Genomic DNA, 22311 nt, shown 5'->3' on the forward strand with positions numbered 1-22311 from the left:
AGCCAACGAATTCGTCCGGTGCTCACCGCTCTTCGCGCTGTGGAGAGCGGGTGTGTGCCGAATTCTGGTGACCGAGTAGCCGCTACCTCCGCCCCACTGGCCGCGTAGTGGCGCTTCGCGGCTTTCACATCGCTTCGCAGTCCTTTAACGCACCCAAGGAATCTATCCACCGCCGAATACTGCATGAAGATTACTAGCACACGTGTTCGAGCGCGTGTATTCTTGACGTCGTGGCCAGCGAAAACAGTCCCCAGGCGGTGCGCTCCGAGTGGTGGCGCGCCGATACCGCGACGCTGCATGCCCGTAAGCAGGAAATCGAAGTCTTGAAGCGGCAATTGGACGCGGAGCAGAACGCGATCCTCGCGGAAATCAACAANNGGAAGCCGGTCGTCGTGCCGACCGGGTGCTGGCGCTGCATCCCGGGGTGGTGGTGGGTGGCGAGGTCGTGCCGCCTCTGGCGCCCTTGACCGCTGAGGCCGCCGCGGAGGGCGCGATCGGGGGCGGGCAGATCGACGCGATCATCCGCACCCTCGCCCGGATCCCCTCCACCGTCCCGGAAGAAGACATGCGAAGCGGAGAGAAGATCCTCGTCGACCTCGCCCGGCACGCCGGACCCCGGCAGATCGCCCGCGCCGGACGACGACTCCTCGACAAACTCGATCCCGACGGGAAAGAACCCCGCAACGAGGACCCCAAAGACGTGCGGCCCGAGTTGCGGTTCATCAAACACCGCGACGGCACCCTCGGACTCAAAGCCACCCTCGACCTCGAAACCTACGCGCGGTTGAAGTCCGACCTCGACCCGATGGCCAAACCACACAAAGCCATCGACGGGGTCCGGGACTCCCGCACGCAAGATGAGCGTTATGGGGATGCCTTCACCGACTACGTGCGGCTGAAGACCACCAGCCGGAACCTTCCCGGCCAGGCCGGGGAAGCCACCCACATCCTCGTGACCATGTCCTACGAGGATCTGATCAACGATCTCGGTGAGGCGCACCTGGATCTGGTCGGGCCGATCAGTGCCACCGACGCCCGCATCCTCGCCTGCGACGCCCGGATCCGACCCGGTGTTCTCGGTACGGCGGGCGAACCACTCGACATCGGCCGATCCAAACGGACCGTGTCGTTGGCCCAGAAATACGCCCTCACCATTCGCGACGGCGGCTGCGCCTTTCCGGGTTGTGATATGCCCGTACCACGCTGCACAGCACATCACATCGTCTTCTGGCGGCACCACGGCGAAACGAAGATCGACAACCTCGTGCTCCTGTGCACCAAACACCACCGGCTCATCCACCACAGCGAATGGAAAGTCCAAATCGCCCAAGACGGACTACCCGAATTCACTCCACCCTCCTATCTGGACCCGTCAGGAGAACCGAGACGCAACACCATGCACCTCAGGACATAGGCCGAAAGACCTGGGTCTGTGGGGATATTCGGCATGCTTGGGGTGCGCTCTCTACATGTCGTTGTCGTGGCGAAGCTTTGGCCGGTGAAGAACGCGGAACCACGGCATCTTCGCTCACCCTTCAATAACCACACTCCTCCAGCACCGCGCGGATCACGTGCCGCGCGTTGTCTGCCATCGCGGCGTTGGTTTTCCGGTAGTACGGCAAGGCGATCAGCGCCTGCGAAAGCGTCCGTCCTCGGCCGCGGGCCCAGGTCGCGTCGTCCACGCGCAACGCCGTACGAAAGACCTCCCTCGCCTCGGCGGGCAGCAGATTCCATGCCGGGAACAGGTCGCAGGCCGGATCGCCCATTCCCAGGCAGCCGAAGTCGATCACCGCGGAAAGCCGGTCGTCCTCGAGCAAAAGGTTGCCCGGCAGCAGATCCGCGTGCAGCCACACCGGTGGCCCGGCCCAGTCCGCGGTTTCTGACGCCTTCTCCCAGACGGCGATGGCGGCGTCACAGTCGACGTTCTCCTCTTGAATCGCGCGTAAACGCTCGACGGCCGCACGAGTCTCCGCGTCGAGCGTCGCGAGCGGTCCGCCGCGGTGTGCCACCGGCGCCCTCGGAAGGGTGACCTTGCGCATCGCCGTCACGAACTCCGCCAGCTCCTCGGCCAGCTGGACTGGCCGGCGCAGCGCGCCCGCCCGCGGATGCTCCCCCGGCAACCAGCGATACACCGACCATCGCCATGGATAGCCCTCGGCGGCCTGGCCCACCCCCACTACTTCGGGAATGGGTGTGGGGAGCCGGGACGCGAGACGGGGCAGCCACTTCTGTTCCAGCTGCACGTCCTCGGCGCCGCTCTCCCCGAGCGGCAGCCTCACGGCGAGGTCGTCACCCAGCCGGAACATGGCGTTGACCGTGCCACCGGACGGCCACCGTTCCACCGCCAGCCCCGCCCAACGGGGGAATTGGGCCGCGATCAACCTCCGTACGAGATTCTCGTCAACGGGATGCTCAGAACTCACGGCAAACATCTGACCGCCGGACGTCGTCCACCGTCAAACGTTTTCCCCCGGGCCGAGGGTTTCCGGTCGCGCCTCCAGCACGGATCACGCCTCGACGGGTGTCGCGGCCTCGGACTCGGCGGGGCGTTCGGCGCGCCCTGCCGTCGCATGGCTGGGCCGACGAGGTCACCCTGTCGCGCGAGCACCGGGAAGTTCCCGTCTGCGTCGTCCCGGCCGTGACTACCTGTTGTTCACCGGGACGCTGACGGCGGCGACGCGACTCGGCTGGCGGCCGCGGCCGAACTGGTTCGAGGCGCAATGACCCAGGTCCTGATCAACGCACTCCCTCAAGACGCCACGATCCAGAAGACCCTCACGCGCCATGAAAGGTCCTTTCCTGGCAAATTTTGCCAGGAAAGGACCTTTCATGGCACGACCGAGGTGGGTCAGCGCTCTTCGATCGCGTCGACCTTCGACGGGTAGAAAGCGACGTGGTCCTTGATCTCGGCGACCGCGTCGTGCGGCGCTTCGTAGGTCCACACGGCGTTCTCGGCGACGCCGTCGCCAGTGCGGACGCTGTAGTACGACGCGTCGCCCTTGAACGGGCAGTACGTCGAGTGTTCCGTCCGCTCCAGCAGGGCGAAGTCGACGTCGGCACGCGGGATGTACTGCGCCGGCGGGTAGTTCGCCTCCTGCAGCGTCAGCGCGTTCGCGCTGTCCGCCACGACCTTCCCGCCGACCGTGACGACCACCCGCGCCTTGTTCGGCGACACCGTGATCGGGTGGGCCGCGCTGGGCTTCAGCACCTTCTTGTCAGACATGGATCAGCTCCCTCGGGAATTTCCGATACCGGGCACAGCGACAGCGTGCGCGCGGATATTCCCTCAGGGCAGGTAGTACATCGGGTTCGGCAGCTTCACCGGGAATTCCGCGTAGCCGCCTTCGAGGTCGCTGAACTGGTCGCCGAAGTTGAGCACGATGGTCGCGCCGGTCGAGGCGATGTGCTTCCGCGTGCCCGCCTTGTACTGCACGGTGGTGCAGGTGAGCCCGCACGGCAGGTAGTCCGGCGCGGTGGTCTTCGGCTTGAAGAACGCGCCTGCCGGGGCCGGGAAGCCCTCGTTCGCGAGGTTCTTGAGCGACTGGGGGCCCTGGAACTCGTTGCGGCCGGTCAGGAAGTAGATCTTGACGCCGCGCTGTGCCGCCCAATTCGTCAGTTCCAGCACCGGCTTGTTCGCGACGAACGTGCCCTTGTCGATCGCTTCCTGCTGCTTCTTCGGGTCGAAGCCGAAGTCGTTGTCGGCCTCCCAGCCGTAGGTGACCTCGGAGGTGTCGTCGACGTCGAGCACGATCGCGGGGTTCACGACGCCTCGGTCGAGCCGCCTGGTGAGGTGCCGTTTGGCGTCCTCGACCTGACGCTCGGTGTCGGAGACGAACCGGCTGTCGTCGGAGTACCGGTGCTTGCCGTCGCTGCCGACGACGTCGCCGTAGTAGGCCTTGACGTCGAGTTTGACCCGGCCGATGTTGGCGGGCTCGTGCCCGCGGTGCCGGGCGGCGTCGTCGGTGTTCGCGACAGCGGTCGCACCGCCGGCGAGGACGGCTCCGGCGGCAGCGGCGGCGGCCAGTTTCAGCAGACCGGTGAACCGGCTCATGGAAGTGCTCCTCACGTGATCTGTGCGCGGCAAAGGAACGCTACTCCAGAACGGCCGATTCTGGTCAGTACCAAAGTCGCTTCTTCACTTCCACGAGGTTTCAGCTTGCGCCGCAACGCATCCGGGTCTATGTCGAGACCGCGGACGAGGATCTCCAGCCGCCCGATATCGTGTTTTTTCAGCAGTACGCGCAGATTCTTCTCACTGTACGGTCCGTACTCGAACACCCGGAAAGCCCGGATTCCCGGCGGTGGAACGTCTCCCGTGAGGTACGCGATCCGTTCGTCGAGCTGCCACAAACCGTGCCGCGCAGCGTAATGCCGCACGAGTCCCGCCCGGACGACGGCGCCATCGGGATCGACGATCCATTCGCCCGGCTCGCGCACGGGGATCTCGTCGGGGTCGGCGTCGGTGACCGTCCACTGTGTACCGTCCGAACGCAACACCGTCGCCCGCCGCGACACCGTGGCTCCCACCCCGCGCCACAGGCACGCCTCGCGGACCTGACCGTCCAAAGAGACCAGTTCGACCTCGTCGGCCCAAGGCGCGATGGAGAAATCGAGCCCCGGCGCGCATTTGACCGAAAGTTCGCGACCGGCGTACGCCTCGACCAGTCCGTCCAGCGGTGGCAGGAAATCGGCGGGTTTCCACGCCCGCCGCCCGGCCGAGTCACGACGGGCCGGGTCGGCGACGATCACCGAGGCACGGCTGACCGGCCGAAGCGCGTCGGCGCGCAGCAGGACAGGCGAAACCGCGGCCTCGACGGCGTTGTGCCGCGCCATCGCCAGCCGGACCTCGTCCAGATCCGAGCCCAGGGCCCGCGAGGCGACGCGCGCGATCTCGATCAGGTCCGCGCCGACGGAACAGGTCACGTCGTGGACGTCGCGGCCCGCCAGCCGCGTGGCGCGATGCCGGGCGACCGCGGTGGCGCTGGCCTGCTGGAGCGCGTCGCCGGTGAACAGCCACGAGCCCGCGGAGTCCAGTTTGGCCGACGACTTGCGCCGCAGCACCACCGTTTCCAGCACCGCGGCCGCGTGTGCCGGAGCGATCCGGCGCACGGCGGCGACGTCGGCGATGCGGGTCTTGTCGGTCAGCGGCAGCGACGAGCATTCGGCGAGCGCCGCGCTTCCGGCGCCGGAGCGCAGGAAGGCGACGTCGTCGAGGGTGAACCGATACGGCACCTACGGCCGCTTGGTACCGGTGATCATCACGTTGTAGAACAGTTCGCGCGGCAGCACCTTGGCGAGCAGCTTCTTGTCCAACGCGGACAGCCGCAGCCACAACCGGTACGCGAACAGACGCCAGCGCAAGGTCAGTTTCTCCTGCGGCACGGCGGCTTCGAAGGTCCGGATCGGCCAGCCCGCGAGCGCGGCCGCGAACTCTTCGGTGACCGCGCGGACGTCCTGTGCCCCGGCGCCCCGGGCCATCGACTCCAGTTCGGACGGGTCGAAGGTGTGGATGTCGACCACGGCCTCCAGCGCGGCCGCACGCGAGGACTCGTCCAGTTCCTCCTGCGGGCGGCGCCAGCCGCTCAGCACCGGGAGCTTGGTCAGGTTGGTGGTGAGGTACCAGGTGATCTGACCGAGCTTGCGCGCGTAGAAGTCACCGACCTTCGTCGGCTCACCCGCGAACACGAACCGGCCGCCCGGCTTCAGCACCCGCAGCACCTCGGCGAACGCCGCGCGGACGTCCGGGATGTGGTGCAGCACCGCGTGCCCGACGACGAGGTCGAAGCTGTTGTCCGCATAGGGGATCCGCTCGGCGTCGGCGACCCGGCCGTCGACGTCGAGGCCGAGGTTCTCGGCGTTGCGCAACGCGACCTGGACCATCCCCGGCGAGAGGTCGGTGACCGACCCCTTCTTGATGACACCGCCCTGCATCAGGTTAAGCAGGAAGAAACCGGTGCCGCTGCCCAGTTCCATCGCGGTCGGGTACGGCTGGCCGTCTTCGCCGGCGACCGCGTTGAACACGTCGGTCGCGTAGGAGATGCAGCGCTCGTCGTAGGAGATGGACCACTTTTCGTCGTAGGTCCCGGCTTCCCAGTCGTGGTACAGCACGTTGGCGAGCTTGGGGTCGGCGAAGGCGGCCTTGACCTCTTCGGCGGTGGCGTGCGGATTCGGCGCCGGATCGTTCACCTGGGTCATCGCGCTACTTCCCCTCGAAGGTGGCCTTGCCAGGGCCGTTTTCGATGAACGACTTCATGCCGTTGCGCTGGTCCTCGGTCGCCCACAGCGCGGCGAAGAGGTGCGATTCGAGCTTGAGCCCGCTCGCGAGGTCGGTGTCGAGACCGCCGTCGATCGCGGCCTTCGCGGCGCGCAGCGCCACGGCCGGGCCGTTCGCGAACTGCGAGGCCCACTTGTGCGCGGCGGCGTAGACGTCGTCCGGCGCGACGACCTCGTCGAGGATGCCCAGCGCGAGCGCCTCTTCGGCCTTCACGAACCGGCCGGTGAACACGAGGTCCTTGGTCTTGCTCGGACCGATGAGCCGCGCGAGGCGCTGCGTGCCACCGGCGCCGGGGATGACGCCGAGCTGGATCTCCGGCTGGCCGACCTTGACGTTGTCGCCGGCGATCCGGCGGTCCGCGGTCAGCGCGAGTTCGAGGCCGCCGCCCAGCGCGTAGCCGGTGATGGCCGCGACGACCGGCTTCGGGATGTTCGCGATGGTGGCCAGCGACGCGGTCAGCGCCGCGCCGAACTTCGCGATCTCGGGGTACGTGCGCTCGGCCATCTCCTTGATGTCCGCGCCGCCCGCGAAGGTCTTCTCGCCGCCGTAGAGGATCACGGCGCGCACGTCGTCGCGCTCGGAGGCCTCACGAGCCGCTTCCGCGAGCTCGGCCTGCACCTGGTTGTTCAGCGCGTTGACCGGCGGGCGGTCCAGCCGGATCGTGCCGACCCCGCCTTCGACCTCCAGGCTTACGAACTCTCCCACGCCGTCCTCCTTAACCGTCCAAGACAGATTGCAGGCTACCGGTCAGTACGACCTGTTCGGGGGCCTGGGGGTCGCTCCCCGGCAGACTCAGCGGCGACGGGCGAAGTAGCGATCACCGGACCGTTCGAGCAGGAGGTCCTGGTCGAACGTCTTGGACAGGTTGTCGCTGGTCACGACGTCGTCCATGAGCCCGGAAGCGACCGCGCGGCCGTCGCGGAGCAGCAGCGCGTGGGTGAAGCCCGGCGGGATTTCTTCCACGTGGTGGGTGACGAGCACCATGGCCGGGGCGTCGGGGTCGAGGGCCAGCTCCGAGAGGCGCGCGACCAGGTCTTCGCGGCCGCCGAGGTCGAGTCCGGCGGCGGGCTCGTCGAGCAGCAGCATCTCCGGGTCGGTCATCAGCGACCGCGCGATCAGGGTCCGCTTGCGCTCGCCCTCCGACAGCGTGCCGAAGGTGCGGTCGGCCAGATGCGGGATGCCCAGCGCGCCCAGCAGTTCACGGGCACGGTCGGTGTCGAGGCTGTCGTACGCCTCACGCCAGCGGCCGACGACGGCGTATCCGGCGCTCACCACGACGTCGACCACGCGCTCGTCGCCGGGCACCCGCTGGGCGATCGCGGCCGAGGTGAACCCGATCCGCGGGCGCAGGTCGAAGATGTTGACCTTGCCGATCCGGTCGCCGAGGAGGTCGACCGTTCCCGAGGTCGGGTGGAGTTCGGCCGCGGCCAGCCGGAGCAGGGTGGTCTTGCCCGCGCCGTTCGGGCCGAGCACCACCCATCGCTCGTCCAGTTCCACGGTCCAGTCGAGGTCGGCGAGGAGATCGTTGCCTGTTCGGCGGACCCCGACACCGGTCATCCTCACCACGAGGTCGTCAAGTTCGCTGGGCTGGATCGGCTCACTCACGCGCCCATTGTGTCCGCACACGCGCGCGCGTGAACACCGGGCCGCCGGTCCGCGGAAAGCGGCTGGTCCAGGGAGTGGGACGCGGCGACCCCGGCGCGGTGGCTGTGGCACGATCTGAGGCGTGATCAGGTCCGTGTCCGCCGCCTTCCCCGTCATCGGGGGTTCTTTCTGGCGCCGCCGGACCATCGACCTGCTCCTCGTCGCCTCGTGCGGGTGTACCACCGCGCGACACGGCTGAGTCCGGCTTTCTTCGACGGCACTCCTCCGGTGTGCCGTGGCACCCGTGTCGCGCCGCGTTCGGCCCTGCTTTCGCCAGCCCGCGAATCTTCACGAGGAGCCCCGAGTTGACCACGTCACTTTCGCCCCGCCAGGACTTCGAGACCCACCCACAGCTGACCGACCCGCTGCTCCCGGAGCTGCTGCACCCCGAGCGCCTGCTCTGGACCCCGCGGGAACTGGCCGAGCTGACCTCCACCGTCGCCACCGAACTGACCACCGGCCTGCGCGGCCTGCTGCGCTTCGACGAAGACCGCCGCTGGTGGGCCCGGCTCGCGCTGACCGACGGCGTCGAGCTGTGGCTGTTGTCCTGGCTGCCCGGCCAGCGGACCAAACCGCACGACCACGGCGGCGCGTCCGGTTCGTTCACCGTGCTGCAGGGCGAACTCGGCGAGGAGTACCGCTACCCCGGCGGCCCGATCCGGCGCCGCACGCACGTCGTGGGCGAGAGCATCGGCTTCGGCGCGGGCCGCGCGCACCAGGTGACCGGGATCGGCGCCGAGCCCGCCGCCAGCGTCCACGCCTACTCGCCGCCGCTGGTCGCGACCCGCGAGTACCGCACGCTCGCCGACGTTCCCGCCGAGATCCCCTCGCTGGCCCCGATCCTGGGCTCATGAGTGCGATCGACGACCTGCTGACGGCCGCCCGGTCCGGACTGGACCGGGCGGAGCCCGAGCAGGCACTGCGGCTGCAACGCGACGGCGCTTTGATCGTGGACATCCGTCCGCACGTCAACCGGCTCGAAGAGGGGGAGATCCCCGGCTCGGTGGTCGTCGAGCGGATCCACCTCGAATGGCGGCTCGCGCCGGACAGCGAATGGCGGCTGCCGGAGGTGAAGCCCGGCTCGACGGTGATCGTCGTGTGCAACGAGGGATACGCCTCCAGCCTGGCCGCCGCCGACCTGCGGCGGCTCGGCCTGCCGGGCGCGACCGACCTCGAAGGCGGGTTCCGCGCCTGGCGTTCGGCGGGCCTCCCGATCCGCGAAGGCGGCACCCCCGCCGTCCCCTGACGCCCTACCGGCGGACCGTCAGCCGGGCGACCGAGTCCGGCGACAACGGCAGTGCCGCGTCGATGCCCGAACCCCGGATGGGGCGCGGGTTGACCAGCACGCCGGTCGCCACGGCCCGTCCGGCGGCGGCCGCCACGACCTCGCGCCCGGTCCGGCGGTGGATCCGGGGCCAGCCCGCGCCGGTGGCCGCGCGGTACTCGGTGAGCAGCCGCTCGTCGGTGAAGACGCAGAACCAGTCGCCGTGCGTACCGAGCCGGGCCGGGAGCGGCGCGCCGGCCGGATCCGCCGGGCCCCACACCGTGCGTTCGAGGAACGTCCGCAGCACCGGGGACACGGGTTCGCGGGGGACTTCGGGAAGCGCGCTCGGACTGGCGAGCTCTTCCCGATCGGGCCGGACGTTCCTGGTGAGCCACTGCGAAGCGAGCCTGAAGTCTTCTCCGGTGAGGTCCTCCTGAAAGCCGTCCAGACTGTTCTTGACGCTCGCCAGGAATTCGTAGAACCGCCGGGTGCAGGTCCGTTCGGACACGGCGACCTGGCCGCGGCCGACCAGGCCTCGGAGCCTGCCGACCATTCCCGACTCGCCGTCGGCCGGATCGACGCCGAGGTTGTAGGCGGTCCAGACGATTTCGGGCATGAGCGGGTCGGCGAACCGGCCGAGGACGCGATTCAGCCGCAAGAGGACGATTTCGCGCACCCGCTCGGGCTCGGCGTCCTCGGGGATGCCCCAGATGGCCCGCAGTTCGGGTCCGAGCGCCCGGCCGAGGCCCTCCTGCCGGATACCGGCGCGGGCGTGGATGTGATGCAGCCGGTCCTTGGCCCGGCGCGACAATTTCGTTTCCTTCGCCGAAGCCACCATTCCTCCGATATTCGGGACAAGCTCGGCAAAGTCTATTTCACCTGGGCTTTTGTCATTGTTCGGCGGAAATCGAAGATCAGGGTTTTACTTTGTTCGGCACCGGCTTGACAACTCGCGCGGTCAGGCCAGAACGACGCGGGCGAGTTCCGCCGGGGTGGCCAGCAGGCGGTGTTTCGGCAGCACGCGGACGGTATAGCCGATCGAGCCGGGATGCGGCAGCTTCAGCCGCGCGGAGAACGCGCCGATCCCGTCGCCGGACATGCCGACGGTGACCGGTTCGCTCAGTTCGTCCCCGTCGCCCACCTTCCCGACGACGGCCTGGACGTCCACTTCGGACGGTTCGAGGCCGGCGAGGTCGATCCGCGCCCGGATGATCACCTCGGTCCCGGTGACCATCGGCGCGGCGTCTTCGACGAGCAGTTCGGTGTCGAAGATCCGCACGCGCGGCCAGGAGACGTCGAGCTTGGTCCGGTAGTCGGCCAGCGACAGCGCGCCGCGGTACCCGTCGCCCGTCGCCTCGGCGACCATCCGCGACGCGGGCAGATAGCCAGATTCGACGTACTCCCGCACCATGCGCGACGCCTGCACGCGCGGCCCGAGGGTCTCCAGCGTGTGCCACACCATCGACAGCCAGCCGCCGGGCACACCGTCGGCGTCTCGGTCGTAGAACAGCGGCGCGATCTGGTGGCCCAGCAGGTCGTACAGCGCCGCGGCCTCCAGTTCGTCACGGCGCAACGGATCGGTGACGCCGTCCGCGGTCGGGATCGCCCAGCCGTTGCTGCCGTCGTAGCACTCGTCCCACCAGCCGTCCCGGATGGACAGGTTGAGACCGCCGTTGAGCGCGGACTTCATCCCCGAGGTCCCGCACGCCTCCAGCGGGCGCACCGGCGTGTTCAGCCAGACATCGCACCCGCGGTAGAGGTAGCGCGCCATGGACATGTCGTAGTCGGGCAGGAAGACGATCCGGCGCCGCACCTCGGGATCGTCGACGAACCGGACGATCTGCTGGATCAGCTGCTTTCCGCCCTCGTCGGCCGGATGCGACTTGCCCGCGACGACGAGCTGGATCGGGCGCTTCTCGTCCAGCAGCAGCGCGCGCAGCCGCTCCGGGTCGCGCAGCATGAGTGTCAGCCGTTTGTACGTCGGTACGCGGCGCGCGAAGCCGACGGTCAGCACGTCCGGGTCGAAGACCGTGTCGGTCCAGCCGAGTTCGAGCGCGGACGCGCCGCGTTGCATCCACGCGGCCCGCACCCGGCGCCGGACCTCGGCGACCAGCTTCTCGCGCAGTTCACGCCGCAGTGCCCACAGCTGCTCGTCGCTGACGCCGTCGCGCAGCGGCTTGCCCTGGGTGCCGTCGAGGCCCCACTCCTCGTGGTTGCGCCCGAGCAGCGCGCTCAGCTCGCGGGCCACCCAGGTGGGTCCGTGCACGCCGTTGGTGACCGAGGAAACGGGCACCTCGTCGAAGTCGAATCCGGGCCACAGCCGGGAGAACATCCGCCGGGACACCCGGCCGTGCAGTGCCGAGACGCCGTTCGCGCGCTGCGCGAGCCGCAATCCCATATGCGCCATGTTGAACAGGCCGGGGTTGTCCTCCGCGCCGAGCGCCAGCACGCGGCGCGGATCGACATCCGGGACGAGCCTGCCGTCGGTGAAGTACCGCTGGACGAGGTCGACGGGGAACCGGTCGATACCGGCGCTGACCGGGGTGTGCGTGGTGAACACGGTGCCCGCGCGGACGGCGGGCAGCGCCTCGTCGAACGCCAGCCCGTCGGCCTGGATGATCTCGCGGGCACGTTCGAGGCCGAGGAACCCGGCGTGGCCTTCGTTGGTGTGGAACACTTTCGGTTGCGGATGCCCGGTCAGCTCGCAGTAACGCCGCACCGCGCGGAAGCCGCCGATCCCGGCAAGGATCTCCTGGCGGATGCGGTGGTCGGCGTCGCCGCCGTAGAGCCGGTCGGTGACCGCGCGCAGGTCCTCGTCGTTGGTGTCGGTGTCGGTGTCCAGCAGCAGCAACGGGATCCGGCCGACGCGGGCCTTCCAGATCTGCGCGTGCAGGGTGCGCCCGGCGGGCATCGCGACGTCGACGAGCACCGGCTTGCCCCCGTCGGTCAGCAGCTCCAGTGGGAAGGCGTTGGGGTCGATCACCGGGTAGTGCTCGACCTGCCAGCCGTCGAGCGAGAGCGCCTGCCGGAAGTACCCGGCGCGGTAGAGCAGCCCGACCCCGATCATCGGCACGCCGAGATCGGACGCCGCCTTGAGATGGTCTCCGGCGAGCACACCGAGACCGCCGGAGTAGTTCGGGAGCGCCTCGGTGACGCCGAACTCCATCGAGAAGTACGCGACGGCCGACGGAAGCTCGGCGTCGTCCTGCTTCTGGTACCAGCGCGGCTCGGCGAGATAGCGGTCCAGATCGGCGACCGCCTCGCGCGCGTGGGCGAGGAAGGCGTCGTCGACGGCCAGTTCGTCGAGCCGGGCCGGTGGCAGGGCGGTGAGCATCCGCAGCGGGTCACGGACGCGGTTGAACAGCTCGGCGTCCATCGACGCGAACAGGTCGCGGGTCGGCGGATGCCAGGTCCAGCGCAGATTCGTGGCGAGGTCACCGAGGCCGGAGAGCGACTCCGGCAGGCTCGCGCGGACGGTGAACCGGCGGACTGCTCTCATGAGGAGCGACCATATCGCCACGGTCCCCGCCCCGTTCAAGACCCACTTCGGGGATTACCTGCACGCGGGCCATAAGCCCTGGGTATGGTCCCTGCTTGCCGGAGTACGCGGCCCGGTCGGGGCCTTGATGATAAGCGAGTGAACATGATCCAAGGGGGAGCGCGGGGCTCTGGTCGCCGCCCCGCTCTGATCGCGGTCGTGACGGTGCTGGCCCTCGGGCTGAGTGCCTGCGGCGACAAGGGAAGCCCGACCGGTCAGCAAGGCGGTCAGCCGGGAGCCGGTGACATCGCCGGACTGCCGGTCACGCATTTCGAAAGCGGCCTGAAGCCGGACGCGCCGAAGCCGGATCTGCAGGTCCGCAACGAGGACGGCTCCGAAGACGACCGGCTCGCCATCGCCGCGATCGCCGACGCGCAGACCTACTGGACCGAGGTCATGCCGCGTGACTTCGGTCAGCAGTACGAGCCGCTGAAGTCGCTGCTGTCCTACAGCGCGCGGACCGACGACGAAGACACCGAATGCGGCAGCGTCAAGGGCTTGGTCAACGCCTTCTACTGCCCGCCCGACGATTCGGTGGCGTGGGACCGCGGCGTGCTGCTGCCGATGCTGCGCGAACGGTTCGGGAAGATGGCGAGCGCCGTCGTGCTCGCGCACGAACTCGGGCACGCCGTCCAGTACCGGCTCGGCGAGAAGGCCAGCATCAAGAAGAACACCCCGTCGATCGTGAAGGAACAGCAGGCCGACTGCTTCGCCGGCGGCTACTTCCGCTGGGTCGCCGAGGACAAGAGCAAGTTCTACCGTGTCTCCACCTCCGAAGGCCTCAACCAGGTCATGGCGTCGCTGTTCCTGATCCGCGACCAGGCGGGCACCAGCGCGACGAAGCAGGGCGCGCACGGCACCGCGTTCGACCGCACGTACGCGTTCCAGGTCGGGTTCGAGAAGGGCCCGAAGGAATGCGCCGCGATGAACGAGGAGAACATCAAGGCGCGGATCACCGAACGCCCCTTCGACAAGGGTGACAAGGGCAAGGGCGACGAGAAGATCGACGCAGAGATCGTCGGGATCCTGAAGAAGAGCCTCGACGAGGCCTTCAAGGGCGCCGGTGTCCCGGGCCCGGAGATCACCGAGGACGGCAACGGCAGCTGCCCCGGCGGCCCCAGCACCCCGCCCGCGTCGTACTGCGCGTCGAACAACACCGTCAGCATCGACATGGCCAAGCTGCGCGAACTCGCCCAGCCGGTCGACCAGGAAGCCGAGTGGAAGAGCGGGCACAGCGAGGGCAAGGGCGACTTCGCCGCGTTCTCGGAAATCGCGTCCCGCTACGCGATGGGCATCCAGAAGGGTGTCGGCGCGTCGATCGACAACGCGAACGCCGGACTGCGCACCGCCTGCCTGGTCGGCGCGTGGGCGAAGGCCAGCACGGTGCCCGGCGCGACCCTGCGGCTCTCGGCCGGTGACCTCGACGAGGCCATTTCGGACCTGCTGAGCCCGGAGAGCCTCGTCTCGGCCGACGTCAACGGCAAACGCGTGGACAACGGTTTCGAGCGGATCGAGGCGCTGCGGAAGGGCTACCTGGAGAGCTCGTCGGTGTGCTCGACCCAGTACGGCTGAGGGTGATCGGTCCGGTCACGGGTCCCTGAAGTGACATGAAAGGCCCCTTCATTGCGAAATTCGCAATGAAGGGGCCTTTCATAGCGTCCGGGGGTTGCGAAACCTCAGTACAGCGCGCTCGCCAGATCCCGACGTGCCTTCATGACACGCTCGTCGGTCGGGTCAAACAGGTCGAACAGCGCCACCAGGTGCTCCCGCACCTTGTTGCGGTCGTCGCCCGCGGTACGCCGCACAGCCGCGACAAGCCGCGCGAAACCCGCCTCGGGCTGCTGCCCGGCGACCTCGAGGTCGGCCGCGGCGAGCTGGGCGTCGAGGTCGGCCGGGTCCGCGTCCGCCTTCGCGATCGCGTCCGGGCCGGCGGCCTCGGCGCGCGCGGTGAACTTGACCTGCGCGAGCGCGGTCTTCGCCTCCTCGTTCGCCGGCTCGACGTCGAGGATGCGCTCGTAGGCCGCCTGCGCCGCGGCGAAGTCACCGCGTTCGAAGGCCTCCTCGGCCTCGGTGAACCGCGGGTCCTCCGGCTGTTCGACGCCGCCGCCGTTCTCCTCGGCCGCCTTGATGCCGGGCAGCCGGTCGCGCAGCGCGTCGAGCAGCGAGCCGAGCCACTTGCGGATCTCGGGTTCGGGCAGCGCGCCCGAAAACGCGTCGACCGGCTGGCCGCCGCCGATGGCGATGACCGTCGGGATCGACTGCGCGCCGAAAAGCTGCGCGATGCGCGGGTTCGCGTCGACGTCCACCTTCGCGAGCACCCAGGCACCGCCGGACTCGGCGGCGAGGCGCTCCAGCACCGGGCTGAGCTGCTTGCACGGGCCGCACCATTCGGCCCACAGGTCGACGACCACCAGCTGCTGCAGGGATCGCTCGACGACCTCGGCCTGGAAGGTCGCTTCGGTGACTTCGATCACGGCACCCGCCGTGGCGGGGCCGCCTGGCGCGGCACCGTCGGCGGGCCGCGGAGGGGCAGGAGGCTGTTTCTGGGGCGCCTCGGCACGCGCCTTGAGCGCGGAAAGGTCGACCGCGCCGGAAAGCGCGGCGGAAAGGGCCGCCGTCTTCGATGCTGATCCGCGTGGGTGTGTCACGGTTCCATCCTGGCACGCATCCCCGAGTGTTTCACCGCATGCCCCCGGCTGCCCGCTTGGCAGGACGGGTCCGTTCCGGCAGGCTCGCCCACGAGGGGGTGATCGACATTCCGACACGCAGGACGGCCACGGTGGCCGCCGCGATCGCCGTCGCCATCGTCTGGGTGAGCGTCATCACGGTGCTGATCGCCCATCAGCCCGACCCCGGGGTCGGCAGTCCCGGGCAGCTCCGGGAGGACCTCGCCACCGCGCTCAACCAGCACGACGTCGAAGCCCTCTCCGAGCTCATCGACTACCCGCCCGCGTCGGCGGACGACTTCGCGAAGTCCTACATCGACGCGTTGGCTGGCCGCGGTGCCCACGACGTCACGGTGACGTTCGCGCCGGACGACGTCTCGCCGACCTCGGCGACCGTCAGCGGGAAACTGGCCGACGGCAGGACGTTCGGCTATCCGGTGGCGGTCGCGGTCAAGGACGAACTGTGGATGGTCTCCTTCACTCCGCCGCTGCCCTGACGAAAGCGCCTGACCTACTCGCTCAGGTGCTTCTCGACGCGCTCCACCTTCGCGGTCAGCTGGCCTTCGTAACCCGGCCGGATGTCGGCCTTGAGCACCAGCCCGACCCTCGACGAACCCTCGCCCGCGGCCTCGACGGCCCGTTTGACGACGTCCATGACCTCGTCCCAGGAACCCTCGATGTTGGTGAACATGGCGTTGGTCGAATTCGGCAGGCCGGACTCGCGCACCACCTTGACCGCGCGGGCGACCGCTTCGCTGACTCCGCCGTCTTCCTCGGCCGCGGACGGGCTGACACTGAAGGCCACGATCATGTTCTGCTCCTCGTTCAGACACTTTTCCCACGCATAACACCCGGTCGTGCGGCGTGGCACGGGTACCCGCTGGTAACTTCGAACGCCATGAGCCGTCCGTTGCCGTTCGACCCGATCGCCCGCGCGGCGCAGCTGTGGGAGGCCCGTATCGGGCCGTCCTCCACCATGGCCGCGGTGACCGGGATCATGCGCGTGCAACAGATCATCCAGTCCGCCGTGGACGGTGCGCTCAAACCGCACGGGCTGACGTTCGCCCGGTACGAGGCCTTGGTCCTGCTGACCTTCGCCCGCGCGTCCAGCCTGCCGATGCGTGTGATGGGCGAGCGGCTGCAACTGCACCCGACGAGTGTCACCAACATCGTCGACCGGCTCGAAAAAGACGGTCTGGTCAAGCGTGTCCCGCATCCGACCGATCGCCGCACCACCTTGGTCGAGATCACCGAAGAAGGCCGCGTACGCCGCGAAGAGGCCACCAAGGCGGTCACCGAAATCGACTTCGGGCTGACCGGCCTCACCGGCAAGCAGACCGAGCAGCTAACCGACCTGCTCACCAAGGTCCGCAAGGCCACCGGCGACTTCACCGAATAACCCCCCAAGTACGTGAAGGCCCCCTTCATTGCGCTAGACGCAATGAAGGGGGCCTTCACGTACTTGGGGACCGAAGATCAGGCGGCGACGGGTTCCGAAGACTTCGCGGCCTTGGCGAACAGGCCGACACCGCCGTGCGACAGCCGCTGCGGGCCGTCGAGCTTGCCGTTGCGCAGCGCCCAGGATTCGAACAGCCAGGTGAACAGCGGCGGGATGCTGGAGAGCAGCGCCAGGATCAGGGTCTTCGGGCGCCAGCCGAGCGGCTTCGCCACGGACAGGGAGACCAGCACGTAGAGGACAAACACGACGCCGTGCACCATGCCGAGGACGGGAACGCCGCCCTCGCCGAGCTTGACGGCGTACTTGAGGAACATCCCGACCAGCAGCCCGGCCCACGAGAGGGCTTCGGCTACCGCCGCCACGCGGAATACTAGAGCGGCCTTGCTGGACACTTTCTCCTCCTGTGGGGTCTCACCACTATGTGTGTGCACATGACTACGTCCGACTAGCACTGTCCAAGGCGGACTCGCCAAGAACGTCAACAGCGCTGTCGGACGTGGTGATACCAGTGTGAGGCGTGACGGCCCTCACCGGAACACCGGGGGCCGTGATGCTCCTCACGACCCCCGGTACGAACCGGTCTAAACCAGTCGGATCACCTTGCGCACGGCGACTTCGGCGCCCCTTCGGGCCCGGTCGCCCAGGTGGTCTTCGCCGGGTCGTCCGTGAGGCGGAAGTCCAATGTGGTCCCCCGTGTCAACTGTTCCAACCCGACATACGCCCGCTGTGACCCCGATCCCAGTCCTCGGACGTACTGGAGCTTCGACGCGTCGGCGCCGTCGGCCTTGATCGTGACGTCGCGACCGTTCTGCAGATGCAGCACGGACTTCTCGAACCGCGGCGCGTTGAGCACGAACTGCCCGGTGCCCGGCACCGCCGGATACAACCCCAGCGCGCTGAAGACGTACCACGCGGACATGGTCCCGAGGTCGTCGTTCCCGGTGACGCCGTTCGGCGCGTTGGTGAACAGCGTGTGCGCGGCACGCACCACGGCCGAGGTCTTCCACGGCTGCCCGGTCAGCGTGTACATCCAGGGCGAGTGCAGATCCGGCTCGTTGTTCGGGTTGTAGCGGAACTGGTTGTAGTAGTTGTACGGGCCGACGACCCATTCCTCGCGCACGGTCTTCGCCGGATCCTTGATCAGATCCCTGTAGGCGAAGAAGTCGTCGAGCCGTTTGCCGACGTTCTCCTTGCCGCCCATGCGGTCGACCAGACCGGGGACGTCCTGCTGGGTCAGCCACTGGTACTGCCACGACGTGCCTTCGTGAAACCCGTCCTGGCTCTGCGGGTTGAAGGGCTTACCCGCCGGGCTGAACCATGCGCCACCTTCGAGTTTGGGCCGGTAGAACCCCGCGAAGCCGCGGTCGGTCACCGACGGATCCCACAGCGTGCGATAGCTTCGCCCCTTATCCGCCAAGGCCTTCGCGTCGTCCTTCTTGCCGAGCCCGGCGGCCATGATGGACAGCGAGCAGTCCGCGAGCGCGTATTCCAAAGTGGCCGAAGCGCCGTGGTTCGGGTCGGTGTCCTGACCCTTCTTCGGGAAGTCCTTGTCGTACTGGACGAACCCGTCCTTCTGATAGCTCGCGTTGCCCGACCGCCCCTGGAAGGGTGACGACGCGGGCGGGATCTCCCGCGAGTTCTGCAGAAGTGTCTGGTACGCCTTAAGTTCCTGTCCGGACAGCGCACCGAACCGCCACAGATCGACCAGGAACGGCGTGACCGGATCGCCGGTCATCGTGTTCGTCTCCTGGTTCGCGTACGCCCAGCGCGGCAGCCAGCCGCCCTGGTCGTGGATCGCGAGTACGGACTTCGCGACGTCCTTCGCCCGTGACGGCCGCAGCAAGGCGAGCAATTGGTTCTGGGTGCGATAGGTGTCCCACAACGAGAAGAACTCGTAGTACGTCCAGCCCAGCGCGCGATGGATCTTGTCGTCGAACCCGCGGTAGCGGCCGTCGGCGTCGTTGCCGGTCAACGGTTGCAGCAGGGCGTGGTAGAGCGAGGTGTAGAACACCGTGCGGTCGTCCTTCGCCGCGCCGCGGATGTCCACTGAGGACAATTCCTTGCGCCAGGCGCGCTGAGCGCCGTCACGGACCGCGTCGAACGAACGGTTCTTCTCCGACGCGAGGTTGAGCCGGGCACCGAAAGCGTCCACATGGGAGATCGCCGTCGTCGCGGTGACCTGCCCGCCGTCGAAGGTCAGCCATGCGCCACGTAGCCCCTCGCCTCCGGAGGACTCCTTCGAACCGGGAGTGCCGCCGGTCGGCGACCAGGTGCCGAACGCCTTGAACGGCTTGTCGAACGTCGTGGTGAACCAGGTCTTGTACGGCTTCCCGCCGCAGAACGCCTGGGACTCCACCATCCCTTCGACCGTCCGGTCGCCGACGACGCGGACCTGGCTCGCCGTCACCGGCTCCTTGTCGTTGGCCTGCCCGACGTTGACGAACACGTTCGCGTCACCGGATTTCGCGAAGGTGTACCGCTCGACACCGGTCCGCGTGGTCGCGGTGGTCTCCGCGTCGACGCCGCCGTAGCCGGTGAGCCGGACCTTGTAGTAGCCGGGCTTCCCGACCTCGCCCTCGTGCGTGTACGGCGAGGCGTACCGCTTGTGGTCGAATGTTTCCGGTTTGCTTGTGTCGAACGCCGCGCCGGGGCCGACCGCGCCGGTGGTGGGCAGGGTCGACACAAGGCCGCCCTGCTCCCAGCAGCCCGCGCCGGACAGGAAGAAATGCCCGAAGCCGCGGATCGCGGTGTCGTCGTGGCGATAGCCGGCGTAATGCGAGGAAATCGGGCTGACCTGGGTCATTCCGAACGGAGCCGAGGCACCGGGGAAGGTGTTGCCGTCGTCCTTGGTGCCGATGAAGGTGTTGACCGCGTCCACGGGGTCGCCACCGGGCGCGGCCGCCGCGACGGGCGTGAGCAGCCCGGCGGGGACGACGAGCGCGGTGAGCAACCCGGCGACGCGGGTCGAAGTGCGTGCAGGCATGGGAAAGGCCGCCTCCTGACAACGTTGTCGCTGCCTGCCCACCTTCGACAAGAACCGACCACCCGGTCAAGAGGTTCGCCAGACCCTGTCCGATTCAGGACAGAGACCCCCGGGAGCCGTAACAGTTCGAACTCGGAAGTCGGGACCGAGGCGAACCGGGCATTGACACGGCGGCGTCGCTGGCGTTCAATTCCGGCCACTATGACAACGTTGTCTTCCAGCGGCCCGGACAACGGCCACCGCACCACCAGCCGACGGGCCACGATGAGCGACGTGGCCCGGCTCGCCGGCGTGAGCATCAAGACCGTCTCGCGGGTAGTGAACGACGAACCGGCCGTCCATCCGGACACCGCGGAGCGGGTCATGGCGGCGATCGAGCAGCTCGGGTTCCGGCGCAACCTCGGCGCGCGGAACCTGCGGCGCGGCTCGACGACCGGGACGATCGGCCTGATCGTCGAGGACGTCGGGAACCCCTTCTACTCGGAACTCAACCGGGCGGTCGAACGCATCGCGACGTCGTTCGGACGCCAGGTGCTGACGGGCTCTTCGGAAGAGAACTCCGACCGCGAACGCGAGCTGGTCCTGGAGTTCTGCTCCCGCCGGGTCGACGGCATCCTCGTGGTCCCGGCCGGGATGCAGCACGGCTACCTGGTGCCCGAGATGCGCGCCGGCACCCCCGTGGTGTTCCTCGACCGGCCCGCCGGCGACATCGTGGCCGACACGGTGCTGGTCGACAACATCGGCGGCACCATCGAAGCGGTCGCCCACCTCGCGAAACACGGTCACCGCCGGATCGCCTTCCTCGCCGACAGCCCGGACATCTTCACCGCGGGCGAACGGCTGCGCGGCTTCCGGGAAGGCTGTGTCCGCAACGGGATCCCCTACGACGAGAGCCTGGTCGTGATGCGGACACCGACGGCCGAAAGCGTCGGCGACGCCGTGCGGCGGCTGCTCACCGGGCCGAATCCGGCCACCGCGGTGATCGCGGGCAACAACCGGGTCGCCGTGCACCTGCTGCGCGCGCTGGCGCACGCGCGGCGGCGTCCCGCGATGATCAGTTTCGACGACTTCGAGCTGGCGGATCTGCTGGATCCGCCGGTCTCCGTGATCGCGCACGACGTGAGCGCACTGGGCCGGGCGGCGGCGGATCTGCTGTTCGCCCGGGTCCAGGGAGATCAATCCGCACCGAGAAAGGTAGTTCTGCCCGTGCATCTCGTAGCCCGCGGTTCCGGGGAGGTCGCCCCGTCATGAGCGGCCACCTCTCACCGATCCGCCTGCCGGCGAACCAGCCGCCGCAGTTCTACCGCGGCGGCGACGCCATCGCGGCACTGCGAGGCGCCCCTTCGGAGTCCAAGTTCGGGCCCGAAGACTGGGTCGGCTCGGCCACCACGATGTTCGGCCAGGAGACCAACGGCCTGACCAAACTCCCCGACGGGGTCTGGTTGCGCGACGCCGTCCGCGAAAACCCCGTCGGCTGGCTCGGCGCCAAACACGTCGAAGCGCTCGGCGACTCGACCGGCCTGCTGGTGAAACTACTCGACGCGGGACAGCGCCTGCCGGTGCACTTCCACCCGTCGGATTCGTTCGCCCGGCGGCATTTCGACTCGCATTTCGGCAAGACCGAGGCGTGGATCGTGGTCGGGACCTACGGTGACGACCCGCGGGTCTATCCGGGTTTCAAGGAGACGGTCGACAAGGCGACGGTCAATGAGTGGGCCCGCACCCAGGACGCGCCCGCCATGCTCGAAGCACTGAACAGCGTGGCCGTCACGCCCGGCGACACGGTCTACATCCCGGCCGGCCTGCCGCACGCGATCGGCGAGGGCGTGTTCGTCGTCGAACTCCAGCAGCCGACCGACTTCTCACTGACCCTGGAATGGCGCGACTTCCTGGCGAGCCCGGAGAAGGCACACCTCGGGATCGGCTTCGAAACCGCCATCGAGACACTGGACACCTCGGGCTGGGACGAAGAACGGCTCGGCTCGATCGTCAAACGCACCGCGGGTGACGAAGCGTCCACTGTGGACCTGCTCGCCGACGGCAGCGACGCCTACTTCCGCGCCGATCGGCTCCGTCCCGCCGCCTCCGGGAGCTCGACAACGTTGTCACTGGACCCGTCGTTCGCGGTGCTGGTGGTGATGGACGGTTCGGGGACGCTCCGCACCGAACACGGCGGCGAGTACGCACTGGGCAAGGGCGAGACCTACGTGGTCCCGCACGACGCCGGTCAGTCCACTGTGGAGGGTGAAGTCACGGTGATCCGCTGCAGGCCGCCGGCGCCGGAGAAGAGGGAGACGTCGTGAGCGAACTCCTGCTCGACGCACAGGACCCGGCCGCCATCGGGCAGCTGGGGGTGCAGCAGGCCATCGCGGCACTGGAGGGCAAGCCGGTCACGCGCAACCTGACCGCTTCGCCACACTCCATCACCAAGGCGAACATGGACGCGAACGCGCAGTACTTCTCCAATCAGAGCTGCTGACGCG

Annotated in this window: 21 protein-coding genes and 1 pseudogene; 9 read left to right on the top strand and 13 right to left on the bottom strand. The window is 68.5% G+C overall.

The features are described from left to right. Positions 1–463 precede the first annotated feature (463 nt). Positions 464–1414: an HNH endonuclease signature motif containing protein gene (locus AVL48_RS25295; RefSeq protein WP_282956652.1), complete on the top strand. Its 951-nt coding sequence runs from the start codon at positions 464–466 to the stop codon at positions 1412–1414. Positions 1415–1535: 121 nt separating this feature from the next. On the opposite strand, the gene AVL48_RS25300 is transcribed toward AVL48_RS25295, so the two are convergent. The 7 genes from AVL48_RS25300 to AVL48_RS25330 all read right to left on the bottom strand — a co-directional run bounded on the left by AVL48_RS25300 (position 1536) and on the right by AVL48_RS25330 (position 7879). After that, entirely contained in the window at positions 1536–2423 is an 888-nt protein-coding gene (locus AVL48_RS25300) for an aminoglycoside phosphotransferase family protein (RefSeq protein ID WP_425266110.1), read from the bottom strand. Positions 2424–2848: 425 nt separating this feature from the next. Next, entirely contained in the window at positions 2849–3223 is a 375-nt protein-coding gene (locus AVL48_RS25305) for a DUF427 domain-containing protein (RefSeq protein ID WP_061982105.1), read from the bottom strand. Between the two features lie 63 nt (positions 3224–3286). Continuing rightward, positions 3287–4051 carry an HAD family acid phosphatase gene (locus AVL48_RS25310; protein ID WP_061982106.1) on the bottom strand — a complete coding sequence of 255 codons (765 nt, stop codon included), beginning with the start codon at positions 4049–4051 and terminating at the stop codon, positions 3287–3289. An 11-nt stretch (positions 4052–4062) separates the two neighbouring features. Continuing rightward, a complete protein-coding gene (locus AVL48_RS25315; RefSeq protein ID WP_061982107.1) occupies positions 4063–5232 on the bottom strand; it encodes a class I SAM-dependent methyltransferase in 1170 nt (389 codons plus the stop codon). Next, complete coding sequence (locus AVL48_RS25320) at positions 5233–6195, bottom strand: class I SAM-dependent methyltransferase (protein WP_061982108.1); 963 nt, start codon at positions 6193–6195, stop codon at positions 5233–5235. It abuts the gene before it with no gap. A 4-nt stretch (positions 6196–6199) separates the two neighbouring features. Beyond that, positions 6200–6979: an enoyl-CoA hydratase/isomerase family protein gene (locus tag AVL48_RS25325; RefSeq protein ID WP_005167845.1), complete on the bottom strand. Its 780-nt coding sequence runs from the start codon at positions 6977–6979 to the stop codon at positions 6200–6202. A gap of 87 nt (positions 6980–7066) precedes the next feature. Further along, complete coding sequence (locus AVL48_RS25330; protein ID WP_061982109.1) at positions 7067–7879, bottom strand: ABC transporter ATP-binding protein; 813 nt, start codon at positions 7877–7879, stop codon at positions 7067–7069. Positions 7880–8223: 344 nt separating this feature from the next. Here AVL48_RS25330 and AVL48_RS25335 point away from each other — a divergent pair, with 344 nt between their 5' ends. Together AVL48_RS25335 and AVL48_RS25340 are read left to right on the top strand one after the other, a co-directional pair. After that, entirely contained in the window at positions 8224–8772 is a 549-nt protein-coding gene (locus tag AVL48_RS25335) for a cysteine dioxygenase (protein WP_061982110.1), read from the top strand. Continuing rightward, the gene (locus AVL48_RS25340) at positions 8769–9164 is read left to right on the top strand and encodes a rhodanese-like domain-containing protein (protein WP_061982111.1); all 396 of its coding nucleotides are present in this window, start codon (positions 8769–8771) and stop codon (positions 9162–9164) included. The genes AVL48_RS25335 and AVL48_RS25340 overlap by 4 nt, the downstream gene beginning before the upstream one ends. A 4-nt stretch (positions 9165–9168) precedes the next feature. Here the strand turns inward: AVL48_RS25340 and AVL48_RS25345 are convergent, their stop codons facing one another. Together AVL48_RS25345 and glgP are read right to left on the bottom strand one after the other, a co-directional pair. Beyond that, positions 9169–10020, bottom strand: coding sequence for a hypothetical protein (locus AVL48_RS25345; RefSeq protein ID WP_061982112.1), 852 nt, complete (start codon positions 10018–10020; stop codon positions 9169–9171). 120 nt (positions 10021–10140) lie between these two features. Further along, a complete protein-coding gene (gene glgP, locus AVL48_RS25350; RefSeq protein WP_061982113.1) occupies positions 10141–12681 on the bottom strand; it encodes an alpha-glucan family phosphorylase in 2541 nt (846 codons plus the stop codon). 144 nt (positions 12682–12825) lie between these two features. Between glgP and AVL48_RS25355 the strand changes: the two genes are divergently transcribed. Next, positions 12826–14292, top strand: coding sequence for a neutral zinc metallopeptidase (locus AVL48_RS25355; RefSeq protein ID WP_061982114.1), 1467 nt, complete (start codon positions 12826–12828; stop codon positions 14290–14292). Between the two features lie 104 nt (positions 14293–14396). Here AVL48_RS25355 and AVL48_RS25360 read toward each other — a convergent pair whose 3' ends face one another. Further along, positions 14397–15368, bottom strand: a complete 972-nt coding sequence (locus AVL48_RS25360) for a co-chaperone YbbN (RefSeq protein WP_061982115.1) — start codon at positions 15366–15368, stop codon at positions 14397–14399. A gap of 56 nt (positions 15369–15424) precedes the next feature. On the opposite strand from AVL48_RS25360, the gene AVL48_RS25365 reads away from it, so the two are divergent. Beyond that, positions 15425–15883, top strand: coding sequence for a hypothetical protein (locus AVL48_RS25365; protein WP_425266109.1), 459 nt, complete (start codon positions 15425–15427; stop codon positions 15881–15883). 14 nt (positions 15884–15897) lie between these two features. On the opposite strand, the gene AVL48_RS25370 is transcribed toward AVL48_RS25365, so the two are convergent. Further along, entirely contained in the window at positions 15898–16197 is a 300-nt protein-coding gene (locus AVL48_RS25370) for a thiamine-binding protein (RefSeq protein WP_005167823.1), read from the bottom strand. 87 nt (positions 16198–16284) lie between these two features. Between AVL48_RS25370 and AVL48_RS25375 the strand changes: the two genes are divergently transcribed. Beyond that, positions 16285–16785 carry a MarR family winged helix-turn-helix transcriptional regulator gene (locus AVL48_RS25375; protein WP_061982117.1) on the top strand — a complete coding sequence of 167 codons (501 nt, stop codon included), beginning with the start codon at positions 16285–16287 and terminating at the stop codon, positions 16783–16785. 77 nt (positions 16786–16862) lie between these two features. Here the strand turns inward: AVL48_RS25375 and AVL48_RS25380 are convergent, their stop codons facing one another. Then, positions 16863–17237 (bottom strand): DUF3817 domain-containing protein, encoded by a 375-nt coding sequence (locus AVL48_RS25380; protein WP_061982118.1) that lies wholly within the window; start codon positions 17235–17237, stop codon positions 16863–16865. A gap of 203 nt (positions 17238–17440) precedes the next feature. After that, complete coding sequence (locus AVL48_RS25385; protein WP_061982119.1) at positions 17441–19828, bottom strand: GH92 family glycosyl hydrolase; 2388 nt, start codon at positions 19826–19828, stop codon at positions 17441–17443. A 264-nt stretch (positions 19829–20092) separates the two neighbouring features. On the opposite strand from AVL48_RS25385, the gene AVL48_RS25390 reads away from it, so the two are divergent. From AVL48_RS25390 to AVL48_RS25400, 3 genes and pseudogenes are all read left to right on the top strand, one after another. Then, positions 20093–21079 (top strand): LacI family DNA-binding transcriptional regulator, encoded by a 987-nt coding sequence (locus AVL48_RS25390; protein WP_061982120.1) that lies wholly within the window; start codon positions 20093–20095, stop codon positions 21077–21079. Continuing rightward, positions 21076–22131, top strand: coding sequence for a class I mannose-6-phosphate isomerase (locus AVL48_RS25395; protein ID WP_061982121.1), 1056 nt, complete (start codon positions 21076–21078; stop codon positions 22129–22131). Before AVL48_RS25390 ends, AVL48_RS25395 begins: the two co-directional genes overlap by 4 nt. Positions 22132–22142: 11 nt before the next feature. Beyond that, positions 22143–22307 (top strand): annotated as a pseudogene (locus AVL48_RS25400) (sugar ABC transporter substrate-binding protein); the annotation flags it as partial. Positions 22308–22311 lie beyond the last annotated feature (4 nt).

Source organism: Amycolatopsis regifaucium, assembly GCF_001613935.1.
GTDB classification, from domain to species: Bacteria; Actinomycetota; Actinomycetes; order Mycobacteriales; family Pseudonocardiaceae; genus Amycolatopsis; species Amycolatopsis regifaucium.

Excerpts from the sequence above, each read along its gene's own strand:
- AVL48_RS25305 (WP_061982105.1), bottom strand. The coding sequence starts at position 3,223 with ATGTCTGACAAGAAGGTGCTGAAGCCCAGCGCGGCCCACCCGATCACG.
- AVL48_RS25310 (WP_061982106.1), bottom strand. The coding sequence starts at position 4,051 with ATGAGCCGGTTCACCGGTCTGCTGAAACTGGCCGCCGCCGCTGCCGCC.
- AVL48_RS25320 (WP_061982108.1), bottom strand. The coding sequence starts at position 6,195 with ATGACCCAGGTGAACGATCCGGCGCCGAATCCGCACGCCACCGCCGAA.
- AVL48_RS25340 (WP_061982111.1), top strand. The coding sequence starts at position 8,769 with ATGAGTGCGATCGACGACCTGCTGACGGCCGCCCGGTCCGGACTGGAC.
- AVL48_RS25345 (WP_061982112.1), bottom strand. The coding sequence starts at position 10,020 with ATGGTGGCTTCGGCGAAGGAAACGAAATTGTCGCGCCGGGCCAAGGAC.
- glgP (WP_061982113.1), bottom strand. The coding sequence starts at position 12,681 with ATGAGAGCAGTCCGCCGGTTCACCGTCCGCGCGAGCCTGCCGGAGTCG.
- AVL48_RS25355 (WP_061982114.1), top strand. The coding sequence starts at position 12,826 with ATGATCCAAGGGGGAGCGCGGGGCTCTGGTCGCCGCCCCGCTCTGATC.
- AVL48_RS25370 (WP_005167823.1), bottom strand. The coding sequence starts at position 16,197 with ATGATCGTGGCCTTCAGTGTCAGCCCGTCCGCGGCCGAGGAAGACGGC.
- AVL48_RS25375 (WP_061982117.1), top strand. The coding sequence starts at position 16,285 with ATGAGCCGTCCGTTGCCGTTCGACCCGATCGCCCGCGCGGCGCAGCTG.
- AVL48_RS25385 (WP_061982119.1), bottom strand. The coding sequence starts at position 19,828 with ATGCCTGCACGCACTTCGACCCGCGTCGCCGGGTTGCTCACCGCGCTC.
- AVL48_RS25390 (WP_061982120.1), top strand. The coding sequence starts at position 20,093 with ATGAGCGACGTGGCCCGGCTCGCCGGCGTGAGCATCAAGACCGTCTCG.
- AVL48_RS25395 (WP_061982121.1), top strand. The coding sequence starts at position 21,076 with ATGAGCGGCCACCTCTCACCGATCCGCCTGCCGGCGAACCAGCCGCCG.